Below are 19,463 nucleotides of genomic sequence, written 5' to 3'. Positions count from 1 at the left end.
ATGGCAACACAACAGATACACGCGGGGGCTGCGGAAGCGCATACGCCGTCCGACTTTACCCAGTTGCTCAACCGCGAATTCAGACCGAAAACGGAACAGGCCCGCGTGGCTGTCGAACACGCCGTGCAGACGCTCGCCGAACAGGCATTGCTGCAGTCGGCCACGATTAGCGACGACGCGTATAAAAGCATCGAGGCGATCATCGCGCAGATCGATCACAAGCTTTCCGAACAGATCAATCTGATTCTGCACCATGATGACTTCCAGAAACTGGAGTCCGCCTGGCGCGGTATGCACCATCTGGTCTCGAACACGGAGACCGACGAGCGTCTGAAAATCCGTTTCATGGACGTGTCGAAAGAGGAGTTGCGGCGCACGATGAAACGCTACAAAGGCATGGCGTGGGATCAGAGCCCGCTCTTCAAGCAGATCTACGAACAGGAGTACGGCCAGCTTGGCGGCGAGCCTTATGGGTGCCTCGTAGCCGACTACTATTTCGACCATACGCCGCCCGACGTCGATCTGCTCGGCTCGATCGCCAAGGTGGCCGCGGCAGCGCACACGCCGTTCATTTCCGGCGCGTCGCCTTCGGTCCTGCAAATGGAATCATGGCAGGAGCTCGCCAACCCGCGCGACCTGACCAGGATCTTCACGCAAAACCTGGAGTACGCGCCGTGGAACTCGTTGCGCAATAGCGAAGACGCGCGCTACGTCGGGCTTGCCATGCCCCGCTTCCTCGCCCGGCTGCCCTATGGCGCGAGAACCCATCCCATCGACGAGTTCGATTTCGAAGAGGACACCAACGGCTCCGATCACCGTCGCTATGCGTGGGCCAACGCGGCCTTCGCGATGGGCGTGAACATCAATCGCTCGTTCAAGCTGTATGGCTGGTGCTCGCTGATCCGCGGCGTCGAATCGGGCGGCACGGTCGAGAATCTGCCGTGCCATTCGTTTCCCACCGACGACGGCGGTATCGACATGAAATGCCCAACCGAAATCGCCATCTCGGACCGGCGCGAAGCCGAATTGTCGAAGAACGGCTTCATCCCGTTGATCCACCGCAAGAACACCGATCACGCCACTTTCATCGGTGCGCAGTCGTTGCAGAAGCCCGCTGAATACTACGACGCGGACGCCACCGCGAACGCGAATCTGTCCGCGCGCCTGCCATATCTGTTCGCCTGTTCGCGCTTCGCGCACTACCTCAAGTGCATCGTGCGCGACAAGATTGGCGCATTCAAGGAGCGCGAAGACATGCAGCGCTGGCTGAACGAGTGGGTCATGCATTACGTCGACGCGGATCCCGCCAACTCATCGCAGGAAACCAAGGCACGGCGGCCGCTCGCCGCCGCGGAGGTGGTGGTGGAGGAAGTGGAAGGCGACCCCGGCTACTACCAGGCGAAGTTCTTTCTGCGCCCGCACTTTCAGCTCGAAGGGCTGACGGTGTCCTTGCGCCTCGTCGCGCGGTTGCCGTCCATCAAGGAAGCCGCCTGACTGAAACGGCCGGAAGCGGGCTACTGGATGCAGACCGTGTTATCGCTACGAAAACAGTTGTGCGTCCGCATCTCGCCCTGCTTTCCGTTTGTGATTTTCAACCGATTGCGATCCGATTCAACACGTTGATATGTCCGATCAAAATTACGATGTCGATGCAGCGGTCAGGCATCTGAATAATCACGCCCATGCGGATTCCAATGGCCGATGCGCGACCTATGTGAGGCAAGCGCTTGCGGCCGGCGGAATCGTCATTTCTCAGGGACCGGCGGTCGAGTTCGCCAGGAACTACGGTCCCGTTTTGCGCGCGCATGGGTTTGTCGAAGTATCCGTGGGCGACCTGATTACGCCACGCAAAGGCGACACGGCCGTTATTCAGCCTTATCCCGGCGGCAATATCGCCGGCCATATCACCATGTACAACGGCTTGCAGTGGGTCTCGGATTTTCGCCAGAACGATATGTGGGGCGGTCCCGGCTACCGTCAAAAGAAGCCGGCGTACAAGGTGTATCGCTGGCAGGGGGCGCAATGAGGCAATGGCGAAACTGCGCTTTGGCGGCGGTTGCGTGGGCCGCTCTGGGCATGCAACCGGCACTTGCACAGAGCGTCGATTCGGCGAAGCGGTTTCTGCAAACCGTCTTTGGCGCCTACACGTTCAACGGCGACCCTCCCCGCATCGATACGTCCGGTTCTCATGCGATTGCGTCGCCCTCACTCCTGCGGGTGATCAGGAAAGATCGGCGGGCATTGAAGGGAGAGGCCGGCTATCTGGACATGGATCCGGTTTGCCGCTGCCAGGATTTCGATATCGCGACGACTGGCATCGACGTCACGGTCGCGAAGCGTCACACGGCGAAGGCCGTCGTGTCGTTTACAAACTTCAAGGAGCCACACCAGGTGGAGTTCGATCTGGTTTGGGTTCGTGGCAGATGGCTTATCGACGATATGAGGGCCGCCGACGATCGCCGCAGTCTTCGTGAGGCACTACAGGCAGAGATTGCGGATGTAGCCAGCAAGTAGTGAAAACCAGACTGTCAATATTCAACACGCAAGGAGCGCTTTCTAAATGGCACAAGACATTTTTCTCAAGATCAACGGTATTGATGGAGAGTCGCCCGATGCTTCGCACAAGAACGAAATCGAGGTCAGGAGTTGGGGCTGGCGAGTGTCCCAGCAAGCGAATATGCATGCAGGCTCCGGCGGCGGCGCAGGAAAAGCGACCGTGGACGACCTCGAGTTCGAACACCTCGTGGATCGGGCGAGCCCGAACCTGATGAAATACTGCCTGACCGGCAAGCACGTCGATCAGGCTGTGCTGGTTGTGCGCAAAGCCGGTGGCAACCCGCTCGAATATCTGAAGATCACCATGAACGATGTGATCGTCACCCAGGTTCATCCGTCCGGCAGCAACGCCGACGACGGTATTCACGAGCATGTTCGCCTTTCGTTTGCGAAGGTCAAGCAGGAGTATGTCGTTCAGAACGCACAGGGCGGTAGCGGCGGCGCAGTGACAGCCGGTTACGACATCAAGGGCAATAAGGAAACTTGAGCCGCGTTGCCGGTTCACGCGCAGCCCCGTCCCCGGTAGGTCCTAGAGTTCCCTGGCCTCGCCGGGTTGCGTCCTTGCTGCGTTTCTATCGTGCCTCATTTTTGCGTTGCCCAATGCGCCCGTTCACCGACGTTATTGCCCTCGCCTTCGCATGTGCGCTGACCGCGTGCGCCAGCCGCGATCCGAACACCGCGAAAGAACCCGTCAAGCTCGAACTGTCGGTCGTTGCGTCGTCGGGCGTCAATCCAGACGACCAGAAGCGTGCGGCGCCGATCGTCATACGGGTTTATGAATTGAAAACCGACGCGGCATTCAATTCCGCCGACTTCTTTTCATTGCAGGACAAAGACAGGACAGCCCTCGCGGACGACCTTGTCACGCGCGCGCAATTCCAGTTGCGGCCAGGCGAGAGCAGATTAATCCGGACCAAAACCGATCCCGCCACAACCGTGATAGGAATACTCGCGGCCTATCGGGATCTGCCCAACTCGGTATGGCGCGCGGCCTATCCGCTCGCGGCCGCGCCCGACGCGGCGTGGTATCGCGCCTCGCCGAAATTGAAACTGACCATCGATCTTGAACCGAACGCAATCAGGATCACCGAAAGAAAATAGTGGAATAAAAGCATGAGCTGGCATAACAAGGTGGTCTGGAGCGAGGGGCTCTTTCTGCGCCCGCAGCTTTTTCAGCAACAGGAGCGATACCTCGAGCACTATGCGCACAAACGCGCAGCGACGCTCTCGCCGTTCTTCTTCGGCTTCAGTCACTACAGTCTCGATAGCGAAGCGCTGGCGCTCGGCAAGGTGATCGTGAAGTCGGCCAGTGGCGTATTCGCGGACGGCACACCGTTCGATATGGCCGCCAGCACGTCGCCGCCCGCGCCGCTCACCGTCCGCGCGGAGCACCTGGATCAGGTGATCTATCTCGCGGTGCCCGTGCGTGTGCCGAACGGCGAAGAGACGACCTTCGACAACGCCGCCGACTCGCTCGCGCGCAACGCCGTATTCGACACCGAGTTGCGCGACACGAATTCGATCGGACAAGGTCCGAAAACCGTGCAGTTGTCGAACCTGCGCCTGCGGCTCGTGCCGGAGAAGGAATTGACCGATGCATGGATCGGCCTCGCGCTCACTCGCGTCAAGACGATTCACGCGGACAGCAGCATCGCGCTGGACGAGACTTTGATTCCGCCGGTGGCGGGCTTCGGTGCGAGCGAACTGCTCACGAGCTGGCTCGCGAAGATTCACGAACTCACACGCCTGCGTGCAACCGCGCTCGCAACCCGGCTGACCGGCGCTAACGGCAACGCCGGCACCACAGCGGAAGTCTCCGACTATCTGCTGTTGCAAACGCTCAATCGTTACGAGCCCTTGCTCCAGCATCTACGCCGGGTGCCGGCCACGTCCCCGGCCGATCTTTACGCGCTGCTGCTCGGCATGGCGGGAGAACTGTCGACCTATGTGCGCACCGATAGCCGGCGGCCGCTCGATTCCCATCCGGCTTACCAGCACACCACGCCGCACCTTTGTCTGAAGCCGTTGGTGGACGACACGCATCTACTGCTCAATGCGGTGCTGGTGCGCAGCGCACAGCACATTGAACTAAGAGAGCTGGGACATGGAATGCGCAACGCGGTGGTCGATCCCGTCGACATGCGCACCTTCACGGCAGTGGTGCTCGCGGTGCATGCCACGATGCCGCCCGACCTGCTCCAGCAACAGTTTGCCGCTCAGGCGAAAGCCGGCCCCTCTGAACGGCTGCCCGATCTGGTGCGGGGACATCTGCCGGGCATCGCGCTACAGGCGTTGCCGGTCCCGCCGCGACAGATCCCGTTTAACGCGGGCTTTGTCTATTACGAGTTCGCTCGTGGCGGCCCGTTGTGGGACGAAGTCGCGCGACACGGTGGACTTGCCTTGCATGTCGCCGGCGAATTCCCTTCGCTGAAGCTCGAACTGTGGGGCGTGCGCGGCTAGCACGCATCAGCGGGTGCCAGGCAGCGTGAGACGCTAGCGCCTCGAATAACAAGGGGCGACGACAATCCAGAGAGAAAAGGTCAGTCAGTGCATTCAGACGTAGCAAACCGCTCGCGCGAGCGTGACTCGTGGCCGGGCGATCAGGGCGGCATACAGGCCGCCGCCTCACATTTCGCGCAGCCAGAAGTGTCTTCCCGAGCCGCGAGCGCGGCGGCGTCCGGCCCGTCGTTTCATCGAGACGCGCCGCCGGGTGAATCGACCGCGGAGCGCCTTGCCGCGATCAGGGCCTCGCGCAACCCGCTGCTCGAAGCGGCCCGCCCTTTGTTGCGCGCGCTGGCGGACCTGCCCGACCCGTTGCAGCAGGACGGGATAGAACAGTTGCGAGTGCTACTTGAGCAGGAAGTGCGGGCTTTCCAGAAGCTTTGCGATCAGACCAACATCCGGCGCGATCATATGCTCGGTGCGCGCTATTGCCTGTGCACGGCACTCGACGAAGCCGCCATGCAAACGGTATGGGGCAAAGGCGGAGAAACCGGCGTCGAATGGAATACCCATGGACTTGCCACGCTCTTCCACGAAGATCGGCAAGGCGGCACCAAGGTCTATCTGCTGGTCGGGCGGCTGATGAGCGAGTCGCAGGAACATCTCGACCTGCTCGAACTCATCTACCGGATTCTTAGCTTGGGCTTTGAAGGCCGCTACCGCTATGAGGCCGATGGACGACGCAAACATGAAACCGTGCGTCAACGGATCTATAACGAGATCATGCCGCGGCACGGGAGTCTGGCCGTCGCGCTGTCGCCACACTGGCAATCGGATGCGAAGGGCAATCGGGTGTCATTTTTCGACTTCCCGGTATGGATCACGCTTTTTGTTCTTTCAGTCATCCTGATCGCACTGTTCGGCTACTTCAAACACGAATTGCTGAACCACAGCGCGGAGGTGCAACAGCAGATCGCCGATATTGGCCGCATGACACCCCCGCCTCCCCCGCGCGCACTGCACCTCAAGGAACTGTTGATGAACGAGATTGCCGCCGGCACAGTGAGTGTCGACGAAGACGACCATCACAGCTCGGTAACGTTCCGCGGAGATTCCATGTTCCCGCCGGGGGCTGCGGCGGTGAAGAGCGCGATGACGCCACTCATCACCAGGCTCGCGGGCGAAATCGTCAAGGTGCCGGGCAAGGTCGCCGTGTTGGGTTACACCGACAATCTGCCGGTCCGAAGCCGCCAGTTCGCCTCGAACGAAGCGCTCTCGGAGGAGCGCGCCACGCAGATCATGCAACGGCTTCAGACAGCCGGCGTACCGGCGACGCGCCTCGAAGCCGTAGGAAAAGGTGCCGCCGATCCAGTGGGCGATAACGCCACCATACAGGGCCGCGCGCAAAATCGCCGCGTCGAGATCACGGTCGCGCAATGACGGATCAACCAGGACACTCGGGAAATTCAGGCATGAAGAAGTTGTCGTTTCTGGTATCGCGCCAGTTCCTCGCTCTCGCCGCGCTGCTGGTTATCGCGTTGGTGATCTGGTTTGTGGGTCCACTGGTGGCGTTCAGCGGCTTGAAGCCGCTCGCCCCCGTCGGCATGCGTGTGCTGGCGATAGCACTCATGCTGGCAGGCGTGCTGCTGTGGCTGGCGGGCTGGTCCGCCAGTGTGTTTTTCGTGGCGCTGCTATGCCTGCTGATCTGGCAGGCGTCGCCATTCGTCACCGTCGGCCGCGAACAACCGTTTGTGTCCGCCTCGGCGCGCATGATCGCCATTGCGCTCTTGCTGGCGATCTCCGTCTTGTACTGGGCGTTCCTGCTCTTGCAGAAAATGCGCAGCGAACCGCAATTCCTCCAGAGTCTGCTCGAATTTGGCCGCAGGAAGGAGGCATCGCCGGCTGCGGCGCGACTGGAAAACGTGCATGCGATCGTCTCGACGGCGCTGGCGCGTTTGAAAGCCATCCGCACGGGAGCACGTGGAATCGGGCGTCTGTTTCAGGGCACACGCTACCTGTATGAACTGCCGTGGTACATCACGCTCGGCGCGCAAGGCTCCGGCAAGACCTCCGCCCTGCTCAATGCCGGACTGCCGTTTCCGCTCGCGGCGCAGATGCAGCGCACTGCCGGTGCTCTCCTTGGCACTGAGTCCGTCGAATGGTGGCTGACCAACGAAGCGGTGCTGATCGATACCGCGGGGCACTACACCCGTCACGGCACCTCGCAAAACGGGCGACCGGCGTCGACGCGCGCTACGGTGACGAGCAAGGCTGCTGACAAGGCGACGGCCACATCAAGGCATGAAGACGCGGCCGCCACGAGCGAAACGGTCGCGTCGCCCGCCGCTAATCATCCGGACTCGAACCGGTTGCACGAAAAAACGGATGCGGACGAATGGCTCGGCTTTCTTGCGATGCTGCGCAAACACCGACCTCGCGCGCCGATCAACGGCGCGATAGTGACAGTCGAGCTTGCCGCGCTGACGAGTCTCGACGACAACGCGCACATGGCCGAAGCGGCGGCGTTACGCGCACGTCTTGCGGAGTTGCGCGAAACGCTCGGCATCCGCTTTCCGGTCTATCTGGTCGTGACCAAAATGGACCGCCTGTGCGGCTTCAACGAATACTTCGCTTCCTTGACGGCCGAGGGACGAGCCCAACCTTGGGGCTTTACGCTGCCCTACGGCAAGGAGTCGCTTGCCGCCCGAGGCATGCGGACGCGCTGCGACGAGGAACTCGCCCTGTTGACAAACCGCCTCGCCGAGGGCGTCAACACGCGTTTGCAGGACGAATTCGATCCGGCCCGGCGCCGGCAGCTCGTCGCGCTATCCGAAGAGTTTGCGGCACTGTCGCAACCGCTGGGCGAGCTGGTCGAACGCGTGTTCCTCGACTCACGTTACGACGCCACGCAACTTCACGCCGCCCTGCGCGGCGTTTACTTCACGAGCGCGATTCAGGCAGGCGACACGTTGGTCGCCGAGCGGCGCACTATCGCACGGCGGCTGTCGGCATCGCCCGATAGGGTGCCCGGTACGCGCGGTGCCAGGCCGGCGGGCAATCAAAGCTACTTCCTGCACGATCTGCTCACCAAGGTCGTGTTCGCCGAGGCGCAACTGGTGCGCCCCAATCTGCGCTGGGAATTCCGTTTTCGTTTGCTGCGGTTCATCGGCCATGCGCTCGCCGTGCTTCTCTTCGCATGGCTTGCAATCGGCCTGCGGCTCAGTTTCGCGCACAACAGCGACTATCTTTCCCTCATCGGCCGCAAGTCGCAGGCGCTGGCCGCGAAGGTCGCGCAACTCTACAAGGAGCCGAAACCCGACGCGGTCCCCGACACGCTCACCGAAGCGCGTTACCTGCCGACCTTCCCGGGGCTAGACATGGCGGACCCGGATAGCACCTTCCGGTTCGGTCTTTATACCGCGCCTGAGGTGGTCGCCGAGAGCCGCCGCACCTTCGACGTGCTCGAAGACAACCTGCTGCTGCCGCCTATTGTGCGGCGTATGGAGAACGTCATCTCGCAAGCGGTGACGAACAAGGACTCGAAGACCGCCTACGACGCGCTACGCGTCTACCTGATGCTCTACGACAAGCCAAAATTCCACGCCGACGACGTGAAAGCCTGGGTGCTCGACGACTGGGCGAACACGGATAGCGCAGCGGTGTTCGGCGGCCGGGCCTCGATGATCGAGCACGTGCAGCAGCTCTTTTCAGGCAGCCGCGTGGTCCAGTCACCGCTGATCCGAAACGATTCGCTGGTGCAGCAGGCCCGCTCGTTTCTCGATGGCAGCAATGCAACCGCGCGTCTGTATGAACGGGCCAGAGCGGCGATGCAGAAAGAGGCGCCCGACGAATTCACCCTGATCCGCGCGGTCGGCCCGCAAGCCGGACTCGTCTTCACGCGGGCGAGCGGCGCCCCACTGTCGCGCGGCGTGCCGGGACTCTTCACCTTCGACGGCTACCGGCAGCTGTTCGACAAGCGTGTGTCCGAGTTCGTCGAGGCCGCGCGCGACGACGACGCCTGGGTAATGGGTCGCACCTATCTGGGCGAGGCTCAAAAAAAAACGGCTGAGTTCGTCAGCGCGGCGAGCCGCGCCGACGACCCACTCACGGAGGCTATCCGCCGCCAATATCTGACGGAATACGCGCGACAGTGGGATGCGTTTCTCGGCGACATTCGCACCGTCAACGGGACCAGTCTGCAGTTCGATCTACAGGTGCTGCGCAGCTTCGCAGCGCCCGATTCCCCGCTTGCCCGGCTGGCGCGCGCGGCCGTGCGCGAGACCACGCTGACGCAAGCCGTCGCGGCAGCGGACGCCTCCCTGCTGCAAAAGGCCGCCGACCGGCTGAGCGAGAAAGCGGATAAGACGCTCGGCATCCGGGCCTCGGAAATCATCGAACGTGAACTGGTCGATAGTCACTTCGCCGCGCTGCGCGAGGTCGTTACGGGCAACGCGGACGGACAGGCCGCCGTGCAGGCAGGCACGGCGCAAGTGGACAAGACGGGGCTCGACGGCGTGGGGAACCTGCTGAACGACTACTACACGGCGTTGACGGTCGCCGACAATGCGCTCGCCAACAACAGCATGCCGCCGGCGAGCGACACGGCGGCCAGACTCAAGATGACCGCCAACACCATGCCGCCTCCGCTTCGCGCCGTGTTGCTGGCGCTGGCGGCGGACGGCTCGCGCGAGGTAAATCAGGGCATCGGCCAGTTGCTCTCGCGACAGATGCAGGCGGTAGTCGGCGACACCTGCCGGTTGACGATCGAAGGCAACTATCCGTTCGCGGCGGGCAGCCAGCGCGAGGTGCGTATCGACGACTTCACGCGGGTCTTCGCGCAAGGTGGTGTGATCGACGACTTCTTCGTGAAGACACTCTCGGCCTTCGTGGATACGTCGGCAACACCCTGGCGCTACAAGACGTTGGCCGGCGCGACGGAACCCGTCCAGGGGCCGGAGCTCGAACCGTTCCAGCATGCGAAGGCGATCCGCGACATCTTCTTCGCCAACCCGGATCGGAAACAGCTGTCATGGAAGGCGGAGATCCGGATTCCCGAGCTCGATCCGACGATTACCGGACTGATGATCGATATCGACGGTCAGACGACGCTCTATCAGCATGGGCCGGTTACGCCGTTCCCGGTGACGTGGCCGGGCACACGCGGCGGGGTGCATGCGGAGGTGACGGCCGAGCCGCGCATCCGGCCGGAGACTTCGACGCTCGCAACGGACGGACCATGGGCGCTGATGCGACTGGTTCAGAAAGGCCAGGTTGCCGAGACCACGACGCCGGGACGCACGCGCGTAGCCTTCGACTTCGACGGCCGCAAGGCTGTGCTCGATATCGCGGGTGCGGGCAGCGTCGCCAATCCCCTGACGAGCGATGTGCTGAAGACGTTCAAATGCCCGAGTTCGATGCGGATGCTCACCCTCACCGACAGCGGACCACCGCCGGGACTTCCGCCGGGAATTCCGGCCGAAGCGACGGGCGCGTCTCATTGATACCGCAAGCGATATCCCGGGCATGCGCATGCGGTCGGCGTCATTGCAACAGAATGATGCGACCGACCGCGCGCCATACCTCGACGGATGACGCAGCGCATCACCGCGTGCCGCTATTTCACATTGAACGCGTAGTCGCCGTGCGTGCGATGTCCATCCGACGCCACGGCCACCCAGTGCACCGTATAGTGACCCGCCGCGAGCGGCGGCAGCGGCACGGCGATCAGCGCCGGTTGATGCTCGTCGACCGCGGCTTTCTGCGTGTTGACCTGCTTGCCGCTCGCGTCGGTCACCGTCAGCGAACTGAACGCCGCTTCGAGCGGTCCGTCAAAAATCACCCGCACCTGCGCGGGTGAGGCGACCGTCGCACCGGCTCCGGGTTCCTGCTTCTGCGGGAACACGTGCGCGAAAGCCGCGCTCGCAACTGCGAGACCGGCGAACCACACCGCCAGTTTCGCGGCAATGCGCGTCGCATCACCGCGATGGTTGCCGATCGTGCCATTCATGATCATCGTGATTCTCCCGCGTTACTGAAACAAAGGTTTGCCGATCGTGGTCGGCGCAACATCGTCGAGGAAGATATGCGCCTGGACCAGAATGCCCACGTGCGAGCCGCTCGCATGATTGATCGGGATCTGCGCCTCCACGCCGAACTGCCCATAACGGTTGATCCAGATAAAGCCCGGATTGACCGTGCCGGTCGTCTGCCCCTGGCTGCGTGACAGCGGAATCTCCACTAGCGGAATCAGGTTCGCGAGCGGCTGCGGCAGGCCGACATCGCGCACGTGCTGCTGCAGATACGGCAAGCTGTATTGCACCGTGAAGCCGTAGTTGAATGCGTTCGGCTGTCCCGCGCCAGTGGTCAGCGCCGGTCCCGCTTCACCGGTAATGGCGAGCGGACGCAGATACGTGAGCGACTCGGGCAGATCGCCCATGCCCTTGCCCACGTACACGGTCGGCGAGATCGTCGAGAAGTTGTCGGCGATCGCGCGGCTGCCCGTGCCGCCGAGTTCGGCATCCACGCCGATCGAGGTCATGAACTCGTGCGCGTCGTTGACATACAGCAGGTACTTCAGGCCGGCGCCGAAGTTGTCGAAGCCGTGCGCCCGCGGATTGTTCTGCATCGCATAGGTGCCGTCCACGGACACCGCGAGCCGCGACGTGATCAGCTTGTCGTACTCGAAGTCGAAGGTGTTGATGCTCTGGTCGCCGTTGTCGCCCGGCACGCGTTGATGGCCGAACTGGAGGTTGGCTTCGTCGCCCACGCCGGGGTCGTCGACAGCCATCGTCGACGGAAAGACGCGATTGCCCGCAATCGCGTGGGCACTGGCGAGCGAGGGCGCGCACAACAAAACGCCGGCGGCAGCGACAAGCGCCGCCGCGCGCGGCGGTTTCCCGCTGCGCGTTGTCTGGTTCAACATGATTCATCCTGTTTCTAGGTCGTGTTAAGGCCGGCGCGCGCAGTCGCGACGGACGTGCGGCGGCAGCCGCGATGCACTCGATGCATCGCGCGTGAAGACTCGAATCAGGATGCGGAAGGAGGGGCGCGGGGCTGCGCGAAGCTGAGCGACTCGACGCGGCGCACGCTGTCGAAGCGGGTCGCGACGGTGTGCTGTAAAGCACGCACGGTGACGACGAACAGTCCCTCGACGCTCGGCACGACGGGCATGTGGGCGAGCAGGCTGCAATAGCCGCAGGCGTCGCCGTCGGACAGGGTGGAGTGCTGGGTGTGGTCGTTGCCGGGCTGGCGAGGCGTACTGGATGCGACTGATGACGCGTGCGGCACGTCTTCCTGCATCGTGTCCATCGCGGGCATCGTGTCCATGGAGCCCATGGAGGCCATCGACGGCATATCGCAATGCTCGCCCGCCATGGCGCTTTCAGCGCTGCGTGCGGCCAGCGTGTGCGAGATCGTCGGGGCGAGCGTGGCCATCAGGATCGCGAACAATCCCAGCCAACTGCCGATCTTCCGATAGAAACGACTCACGATGCGCCCGGCGACACGAGGGGAAGCTGTCGCGGATTATGCCACGACGACCCGCGCCTTCCGCTTGCCGGCGCGCCCGTTATGCCGGACATTTCACCGATCCGCTGCGTGTCCGCGGCGCTTCCTTGAACGTCTGGCGTTGGCCGCCCCGCTCCCGCCATTCCGTTTGCATTCACGGCTGGTGCAAACTTTGCCTACGCCCCGTCAATAGAGCAAACTGCCGACGGCAAACAGGGCGCGGACAGTGGACAATGCAATCATCCCGGCCCCGGCACCGAGTCCCCATGAGAGAGCAGCGCCCGCGTCCTCCGCATTTTTCAGGCGTTCAACCCCACGCCGAGTGGCGCGATCACACGTTGCCTTATATCGTCGTGGCCGCGCTCGTCGTGCTGATGGTCACGCTGATCGTCTGGCTGGTCGATCCGGCGCCGCCCAAGACGATCACCATGAGCGCCGGCCCGCACGACAGCTCGTTTTTCGTCGCCGCAGAACAGTACAAGAAAATCCTTGCTCGCAACGGCATCAAGCTGAACGTGCTGGAGTCCGACGGCTCCGTACAGAACCTGCAGCGCCTGCTGGACCCGAAGCAGCACGTCGACATCGCCTTCGTGCAAGGTGGCGTGGCCGATGGCCTCAACACTTCGTCGCTAATGTCGCTCGGCAGCGTCTTCTATATCCCGGTGGTGGTGTTCTATCGCGGCTCCGGGTTGAGCCAGCTTTCGCAACTGGAAGGCAAACGGATCGCAGTGGGGCGCGAGGGCAGCGGCACGCGGCTGCTCTCGCTCAAACTATTGGATGCCAATGGTATCGAGCCGGGCGGCGACACCGTACTGGTGCCGACCGACGGCTTGCAGGCCGCCACCCAACTGGTGACGGGCGAAGTGGACGCGGCGATCCTGAACGGCGATTCCGCGACCCGCGGCCTGATGCTGCGCCTGCTCAAGGTGCCCGGCGTGTCGGTCATGAATTTCGCCGAGGCGCGCGCCTATACGCGACTCTTTCCCTATCTGGACGAGATCGACCTGCCGCCCGGCGTGCTGGACCTGAAGCGCACGATCCCGCCTGAAACGGTGCATCTGATCAGTCCGACCGTCGAGCTGGTGGCTCGCAACACGCTGCATCCAGCCATTTCCGATCTGCTGATCGAAGCCGCGCAGGAAGTGCACGGCATGCCGGGTTTATTGCAGCGCGCGGGGCAATTTCCGAGTCCGGTTGCGCGCGAATATCAGATCAGCGAGGACGCGCAGCGTTACTACAGGACGGGCAAAAGCTTTCTCTACCGTACGCTGCCGTTCTGGCTGGCGAGCATCGGCGACCGCACGCTCGTTCTGCTGCTGCCGGTGGCGGTGCTGCTGTTCCCGGCCATGCGGCTGATTCCCGCGCTCTACCGCTGGCGGGTACGCTCGCGCATCTATCGTTTTTATGGTTCGCTGATTGCGATCGAACGCGGCGCGCTCGCCGATTCGACCGAAGAGGAGCGCAAACGGCTCTTCGCGGAACTGGATCGGATCGAGGATTCGTTGAACCGGCTGCGCATGCCGCTCGCCTACGCCGACGCGTTCTATGTGCTGCGCGAACACGTCGGATTCGTGCGCAGCCGGCTGGGGGCTGCGTCGCGGCAAGACAGCCACCCCTAGGCGGGGTGGCGGGTTTTACGCTTCGCGGGTGGCCGGCGCGCTGGCCGGTTCCGTAGCGGCTTCGTGACTTGCTTCGTGAGTGGCTTCACGATCATCCACCGTCGTATCCGCCGCGCCGGCCTGCGGCTTGTCCGCAACGCCTGCTTGCGAGGCTGCTGCGGCCTCGGGGACACCCTCCGCCCCGGCAGGAGCATTCGGCGCTTCGGCCTGCGTGGTTGCTGCCTCGGCAGTGGCTTGCGCGCCCACTTCCGTCGCGGCCTCGCCGGTTGCGTTTGCATTCGCCGCGCCGGCCGTCTTCGGCGCGCCCTTGCCCGCCCGATGCGCCTGCAGACGCTGCGCGCCGGAGGCTTCCTGCGCGGTGACCTTGCCTGCCTCGGCGCCCGTCAGATCGACGCGAGCCGCGCCTTCGACGAGACATTTCCAATAACGGCTGCCACGGCACCAGGTCTTGATCGCATCACGCAATTCGGCTTCGCTCAGCGACAGTTCCTTCGCATGCACCATCAGATCTTCGAAAATACCGACCTTCAGCGGCAGCTTGGGCGCCGGATTCTTGGGGAAAGCAACGGGAAAGCGCTTCTGCAACCGCCCGATCGATTTCACCACCGGGTCCACCGGCTTTGCGTCCACCGCCGGCCTGGCCTCCGCGGCCGGCCTGGCGCCGGGAGCGGCTGCGGGCGCGGCACGGCGCGGCGGCGCGGGCTTGCGGGCAGGCCTCGCGCCCGGCTTGGACGCGTCTTTGGCAGCGGGCTTGGAAGCCTCCTTAGCCGGCCTGGCAGCGTCCTTCGAAGCAGGCTTGGCGCCGGATTTCGCGGCAGGCGCAGCCTCGCGGCGAGCCGCGGCCAATTGCTTCTTCAGTTCAGCGAGTTGTTCGAAACCCATAGCGCACAATCGATCGAGAAAGACGAGATTGTAGCAGCGTAAGGAAAGCCGCTCGTGACGATGCCGCGAGCTGCGCCGCGCGGGCCTCTGCGCAGGCTCGCGCGTAGGTTCGCGCGTAGGTTCGGCGCGGTGCGATTAAACTCGATATTCGCGGCGCTTTGCGCCTTGATTTTGTCCCTTCCCGCCACCGCCTGCGCGCTTCATGGACCTCAAGCAAATCCAGTATTTCATTGCGCTTTTCGAAGACGGCTCCGTCACGCGCGCGGCGAAGCGGCTCAATATCGTGCAACCGGCGCTCAGCATGCAGATTTCGAAGCTCGAAACCGAATTGCGCCAGAAACTGTTCGAACGCGGCCCGCACGGCATGACGCCGACCGACGGCGCGCGCCAGATGTACCGCCTGTACACGCCGATCATGCGCGACATCGAACGGGCGCGCGACCAGTTGAGCCGGCAGGACGCTATCGTGACGGGGCGCGTGTCGCTCGGCATGGTGTCGTCGGAGGCGGAAAGCGTGCTGCCGGAGTCGCTCGCCAGGTTCAATGCGATGTTCCCGCAGGTCGAAGCGTCGGTCGCCGACGGCTTCAGCGCGCAATTGATCGACGCGGTCGAAGCCGGCCGGCTGGACGCGGCCATCATCAACAAGCCGCGCGGGCGCCTCACGCTCGACGTGGTGCCGCTGGTCGACGAGGAAATGGTGCTGGTGACGAGCGCCGCGCTCGGCCCCGACCTGCCGCTGGCCGTCGATCTCGCGCAGCTGGCCAGCATCGAACTGGCGCTGCCGACCCGTCGCAACGGCCTGCGCGGCGTGCTGGACGCGGCGTTGCTGGCCGAAGACGTGGTCATCAAACCGAAGTTCGAGATCGATCTGCTGAACACCATCGTGCAGTTCGTCGAACAGAGCAGCGTCGCGACGATCCTGCCGCGCGTGGTGGTTCAGCGCAAGGTCGACGAAGGCGTGCTGTGCGCGCGCACCATCACGTCGCCGCCGATCATCCGGCACATCATCCGCGTGAGCCATCCGAAGCGGCCGATCGGGCCCGCGGCGCACGCGCTGATCGAGATCATCGGCGAGGAGATCCGGCGCGTGACGACGGGCGTGCCGGCCGACCCGTCCGCGAGCTAGACCGCGTCGCGCACCGCGCTCTGCTCGAGCCGGCCGAGCGTCTCCGGCACGACGAACGCGCCGATCAGGAAAATCACGCTGATTGCCGCGACGAAGATCGCCAGCGTCATCGGCAACTCGCTGGCGTCTTTGGCGACCAGCGAGACGGCGGTCGGCATCATTCCGCCGATGGCGAAGCCGATGTTCCACGAAAGCCCGGTGCCGGTCGCGCGAATCGCGGTCGGGAACCGTTCGTTCAGGAAGATCAGGATCGGCGCATAGCCCGCGCTGCCGAGCGCGCTGAGAATCACCGCGTACACGCCGATCATGGTGATGCTTTGTGCCGTGGGCAACAGCAGGAACAGCGCGGGCAACGCGAACAGGCGAATCACGCCGAGCCAGATGAAAGCGCTCTTGCGGCCGATGAACGTGCTCAGATGCCCCGCCGCCACCGACGCGATCACCACCGCCACGCTGCAGATCAGCAGGATCGCCGCCGCGGCGCCGTTCGGCGCATGGCTCACCACCTTCAGAAAGGTCGGCAGATAACCCGAGGTCAGGTAATAGCCGCTGCCGCCGCCGACGGTGAGCAGCAGATTGACGAACAGGATCGAGCGATAGTCGCGGGAAAACAGCGTGCGCACCGGCGAGCGGACGATTTCGACCGGCGCGTCGAGCCTCTGCGCCGCGGCCTTGGCGGCCTTTTCGGCGGCGAGCTTTTTCCACAGCGGCGACTCTTCCAGACTGCTGAAGACGAACAGGCCCAGCACCGAGCTGATGATGCCGGTGAAGAACATGCAGCGCCAGCCCCATACATCGAATGCCGCGCCGGGGAACAGCGCCGACATCGCCAGATAGGTGAGCGAGGCGAGCAACGCGCCGAGGCCGGCTCCCCCGCCGCCGATCAGCCCCGACACCGCGCCGCGATACTTCGGCGCGACCGATTCGGTGCCGATGGTATGCGTCGAGGCCACCACACCGCCCACGAACACGCCCTGCACGAGCCGCAGCACGAGGAACAGGATTGGCGCGACGACGCCGACCTGCGCGACGGTCGGCAGCACGCCGAAGGCGGCGGTGGAAAGCCCCACGCCGACCACCGCGATGATCATCGCGCCCTTGCGTCCATGGCGATCCGCGTAAGAGCCGAACCATGCCGAACCGAGCGGGCGCATCAGCAGCGTCACGGCAAACGACGCATAGACCGCGGCGAGCGAGAGCATCGCGTGCTCGGAAGGGAAGAACAGCCGGCCGACCACCGGCGCGACGAACAGCAACACGAACAGATCGAACAGATCCAGTGCCCAGCCGAGGCACGAGGCCATTACCGCACCCATCACTTGCCGCTGATCTACCGCGGGCAAGGCGGCGCCATTTTGCGCTGCTACGGACATCGTCATCTCCTTGACTATCTGCGGGCCGTCTTTCGATCGTCCCCGTTTGAGGCACGCTCTTTTGCGCGTGCTCTTGGTGGTGTTAAGAAACCTTATGACGAGGCCGCGGTGAGCGGCGCCGTATTCGATCCAGCACAAGCCGCGCGCCGCGCGAGCATCGCGTCGGCGATTTTTTCGGCCATCATGATGGTCGGGATATTCGTGTTCGCCGAGGGCAGCCGTGGCATCAGCGAGGCGTCGACGACGCGCAGGCCGTGCGCGCCGTGCACGCTGCCCGACGTGTCGGTGACCGCCATGACGTCGTGCGCGCTGCCCATCCGGCAAGTCCCGCTCGCATGCCAGACACCGAACACGTTGGCGCGAATGAAGTCGTCGAGCGCGGCTGGCTCGGCGAGCAGCGCGGACATGCGCTGGCCGCGCGTGAAGAAACGTTCGATCAACAGACGCCGCAGCGGCGCGGGCGTATCGAGCAACGTGCCGAGCAGCGAGGTCAGCACCGCATTGCCCTTGCTGACGCGGCTCAGCGCTTTCACCCGCGGTGAGAACGCGGCCGGAAAAAAGTCGCGCGGGTTGTCGCCCAGACCCGAAGCCTCGACGATTTTCGCGAGCATCCGCACGCCGTATGCGAGGCGCGCGAGATCGCGCGGATCGTCGAGCAGATTCAGATCGACCCGCGGCGCCACCGCCGGATCAGCGGATACGAGCTGCACACGGCCGCGCGAATAAGGCCGGTTGCACCAGAGAAAAAACAATCCGAGCCGGTTGCCGAGCGCGTGCCATGCAGCACGCGTCGCACTCGAGAGATACAGATCGGATTCGTCGCAGTCCGCGACACCCGAGGTAAAACGCGCGGCCGTCATACTCGCGCGGCGGTGCGCGAGCGGCATGCGAAAACGCCGCTCGAGAAAATGACAGAACGTGAGCGACGGATGATCTTGCAGATTGCGGCCCACGCCCGGCCGATCGACTTTGCACTGGATGCCGAGCGCATCCAGTTCCGCCTTCGCGCCGATGCCGGCCCGCATCAGCAATGCGGGGGATTGCAATGCGCCCGCGCTCACGATCACCTCATTGGCGTCGAAACGGATACGCGCGCCGCTGCGTTGCACCGCGACCACGCCACGAGCCACACGCCCTTCCATGACGATCGACTCGACGCGCAAGTCCGCATAGACGTGCAGATTGCGGCGCCGGCGCGTCGCCTCGTCCAGATACGCGGCTGCGCTCGATACGCGCCGGTCGTCGAGATTCGAAAACGCGCCGGGAAAATAGCCGTCGCCGAATTCGGCGTTCTGATCCTCCAAGGCCGCGAAACCGTTCTTCCGCATGCCGTTCGCGAAGGCATCGCAAAACGCCGGCCAGTAGGCCGGGAGAATGCGGCGGATCGGCACCGGGCCGTCGCTGCCGTGCAGTTCGCCGGCGGGGAAATTCACATCGCGTTCGAGTTTGCGGAAATACGGCAGCACGTCCTGCCATGCCCAACCGCTCGCGCCGTCGGCGGCCCAGCCGTCGTAGTCGCGCGGCAGGCCGCGGTTGGCCGACTGCACATTGATGCTCGACCCGCCGCCCATCACGCGGCCCTGCTCGTACACGCGGGGCGCGGCGTTGCGCGTGGCGCTGGCCTTCAGTTCCGGCCAGATGTATTGATTGCCGCAGAAGACGGGCATCGGATAGCTGTCGAGGATGGCTGCGGGCACTTTGCCGGGCGGCGTATCCGCGCCCGCTTCGATCAGCGCGACGCGCAACGACGCATTGGCCGACAGGCGATGCGCGAGCACGCATCCTGCCGAGCCACCGCCGACGATCACGTAATCGAAGCGCTCCATACGACTGTCTCCTTGTCGACCGGAGTTAGCGCTTTAGCGCTTACTCCGGTCCCATGCACCGCTGTCGAACGGAGTTAGCGCTTTAGCGCTTACTCCGATCCCATGCAACGCTGTCGACAGTAGTTAGCGCTTT

The 19,463-nt window shown here is 63.8% G+C and carries 16 protein-coding genes; 10 read left to right on the top strand and 6 right to left on the bottom strand.

The features are described from left to right. The 8 genes from tssC to tssM all read left to right on the top strand — a co-directional run bounded on the left by tssC (position 1) and on the right by tssM (position 10,499). The gene (tssC, locus tag AC57B1_RS08545) at positions 1-1,494 is read left to right on the top strand and encodes a type VI secretion system contractile sheath large subunit (protein WP_496417239.1); all 1,494 of its coding nucleotides are present in this window, start codon (positions 1-3) and stop codon (positions 1,492-1,494) included. Positions 1,495-1,624: 130 nt separating this feature from the next. Continuing rightward, complete coding sequence (locus AC57B1_RS08540) at positions 1,625-2,026, top strand: hypothetical protein (protein ID WP_496417238.1); 402 nt, start codon at positions 1,625-1,627, stop codon at positions 2,024-2,026. A gap of 50 nt (positions 2,027-2,076) precedes the next feature. Beyond that, a complete protein-coding gene (locus AC57B1_RS08535) occupies positions 2,077-2,514 on the top strand; it encodes a DUF3828 domain-containing protein (protein WP_496417237.1) in 438 nt (145 codons plus the stop codon). 46 nt (positions 2,515-2,560) lie between these two features. After that, entirely contained in the window at positions 2,561-3,043 is a 483-nt protein-coding gene (locus AC57B1_RS08530; protein WP_091793890.1) for an Hcp family type VI secretion system effector, read from the top strand. Positions 3,044-3,156: 113 nt separating this feature from the next. Continuing rightward, positions 3,157-3,657 (top strand): type VI secretion system lipoprotein TssJ, encoded by a 501-nt coding sequence (tssJ, locus tag AC57B1_RS08525; RefSeq protein WP_496417377.1) that lies wholly within the window; start codon positions 3,157-3,159, stop codon positions 3,655-3,657. A gap of 12 nt (positions 3,658-3,669) precedes the next feature. Continuing rightward, positions 3,670-5,016: a type VI secretion system baseplate subunit TssK gene (gene tssK / locus AC57B1_RS08520; RefSeq protein WP_496417236.1), complete on the top strand. Its 1,347-nt coding sequence runs from the start codon at positions 3,670-3,672 to the stop codon at positions 5,014-5,016. A gap of 186 nt (positions 5,017-5,202) precedes the next feature. Continuing rightward, positions 5,203-6,438 carry a type VI secretion system protein TssL, long form gene (gene tssL / locus AC57B1_RS08515; protein WP_496417376.1) on the top strand — a complete coding sequence of 412 codons (1,236 nt, stop codon included), beginning with the start codon at positions 5,203-5,205 and terminating at the stop codon, positions 6,436-6,438. A gap of 32 nt (positions 6,439-6,470) precedes the next feature. After that, complete coding sequence (gene tssM, locus AC57B1_RS08510) at positions 6,471-10,499, top strand: type VI secretion system membrane subunit TssM (protein WP_496417235.1); 4,029 nt, start codon at positions 6,471-6,473, stop codon at positions 10,497-10,499. A 113-nt stretch (positions 10,500-10,612) separates the two neighbouring features. Here tssM and AC57B1_RS08505 read toward each other — a convergent pair whose 3' ends face one another. The 3 genes from AC57B1_RS08505 to AC57B1_RS08495 form a co-directional block, all read right to left on the bottom strand. Continuing rightward, positions 10,613-11,011, bottom strand: a complete 399-nt coding sequence (locus tag AC57B1_RS08505) for a copper resistance CopC family protein (RefSeq protein WP_496417234.1) — start codon at positions 11,009-11,011, stop codon at positions 10,613-10,615. 15 nt (positions 11,012-11,026) lie between these two features. Then, complete coding sequence (locus AC57B1_RS08500) at positions 11,027-11,920, bottom strand: hypothetical protein (RefSeq protein ID WP_496417233.1); 894 nt, start codon at positions 11,918-11,920, stop codon at positions 11,027-11,029. 104 nt (positions 11,921-12,024) lie between these two features. Continuing rightward, positions 12,025-12,486 carry a DUF2946 domain-containing protein gene (locus AC57B1_RS08495; protein ID WP_496417232.1) on the bottom strand — a complete coding sequence of 154 codons (462 nt, stop codon included), beginning with the start codon at positions 12,484-12,486 and terminating at the stop codon, positions 12,025-12,027. A gap of 284 nt (positions 12,487-12,770) precedes the next feature. On the opposite strand from AC57B1_RS08495, the gene AC57B1_RS08490 reads away from it, so the two are divergent. Further along, entirely contained in the window at positions 12,771-14,123 is a 1,353-nt protein-coding gene (locus tag AC57B1_RS08490) for a TAXI family TRAP transporter solute-binding subunit (protein WP_496417231.1), read from the top strand. 15 nt (positions 14,124-14,138) lie between these two features. On the opposite strand, the gene AC57B1_RS08485 is transcribed toward AC57B1_RS08490, so the two are convergent. After that, a complete protein-coding gene (locus tag AC57B1_RS08485; protein WP_496417230.1) occupies positions 14,139-15,005 on the bottom strand; it encodes a ProQ/FinO family protein in 867 nt (288 codons plus the stop codon). Positions 15,006-15,207: 202 nt separating this feature from the next. Between AC57B1_RS08485 and AC57B1_RS08480 the strand changes: the two genes are divergently transcribed. Next, positions 15,208-16,131: a LysR family transcriptional regulator gene (locus AC57B1_RS08480; RefSeq protein WP_496417229.1), complete on the top strand. Its 924-nt coding sequence runs from the start codon at positions 15,208-15,210 to the stop codon at positions 16,129-16,131. Here the strand turns inward: AC57B1_RS08480 and AC57B1_RS08475 are convergent. After that, entirely contained in the window at positions 16,128-17,504 is a 1,377-nt protein-coding gene (locus AC57B1_RS08475; RefSeq protein WP_496417228.1) for an MFS transporter, read from the bottom strand. The genes AC57B1_RS08480 and AC57B1_RS08475 overlap by 4 nt on opposite strands. A gap of 92 nt (positions 17,505-17,596) precedes the next feature. Continuing rightward, positions 17,597-19,330: a GMC family oxidoreductase gene (locus tag AC57B1_RS08470; RefSeq protein WP_496417227.1), complete on the bottom strand. Its 1,734-nt coding sequence runs from the start codon at positions 19,328-19,330 to the stop codon at positions 17,597-17,599. Positions 19,331-19,463 lie beyond the last annotated feature (133 nt).

The organism is Paraburkholderia sp. BGA-UO-ETr-F21, from assembly GCF_059567925.1.
Note: the sequence above shows the minus strand (reverse complement) of the source record. Positions and strands in the feature narration are given on the sequence as shown.

Coding starts and splice junctions, on each gene's coding strand:
- tssC (WP_496417239.1), top strand. CDS start 1: ATGGCAACACAACAGATACACGCGGGGGCTGCGGAAGCGCATACGCCG.
- AC57B1_RS08540 (WP_496417238.1), top strand. CDS start 1,625: ATGTCCGATCAAAATTACGATGTCGATGCAGCGGTCAGGCATCTGAAT.
- AC57B1_RS08535 (WP_496417237.1), top strand. CDS start 2,077: ATGCAACCGGCACTTGCACAGAGCGTCGATTCGGCGAAGCGGTTTCTG.
- AC57B1_RS08530 (WP_091793890.1), top strand. CDS start 2,561: ATGGCACAAGACATTTTTCTCAAGATCAACGGTATTGATGGAGAGTCG.
- tssJ (WP_496417377.1), top strand. CDS start 3,157: ATGCGCCCGTTCACCGACGTTATTGCCCTCGCCTTCGCATGTGCGCTG.
- tssK (WP_496417236.1), top strand. CDS start 3,670: ATGAGCTGGCATAACAAGGTGGTCTGGAGCGAGGGGCTCTTTCTGCGC.
- tssM (WP_496417235.1), top strand. CDS start 6,471: ATGAAGAAGTTGTCGTTTCTGGTATCGCGCCAGTTCCTCGCTCTCGCC.
- AC57B1_RS08505 (WP_496417234.1), bottom strand. CDS start 11,011: ATGATCATGAATGGCACGATCGGCAACCATCGCGGTGATGCGACGCGC.
- AC57B1_RS08500 (WP_496417233.1), bottom strand. CDS start 11,920: ATGTTGAACCAGACAACGCGCAGCGGGAAACCGCCGCGCGCGGCGGCG.
- AC57B1_RS08490 (WP_496417231.1), top strand. CDS start 12,771: ATGAGAGAGCAGCGCCCGCGTCCTCCGCATTTTTCAGGCGTTCAACCC.
- AC57B1_RS08485 (WP_496417230.1), bottom strand. CDS start 15,005: ATGGGTTTCGAACAACTCGCTGAACTGAAGAAGCAATTGGCCGCGGCT.
- AC57B1_RS08480 (WP_496417229.1), top strand. CDS start 15,208: ATGGACCTCAAGCAAATCCAGTATTTCATTGCGCTTTTCGAAGACGGC.
- AC57B1_RS08475 (WP_496417228.1), bottom strand. CDS start 17,504: ATGTCCGTAGCAGCGCAAAATGGCGCCGCCTTGCCCGCGGTAGATCAG.
- AC57B1_RS08470 (WP_496417227.1), bottom strand. CDS start 19,330: ATGGAGCGCTTCGATTACGTGATCGTCGGCGGTGGCTCGGCAGGATGC.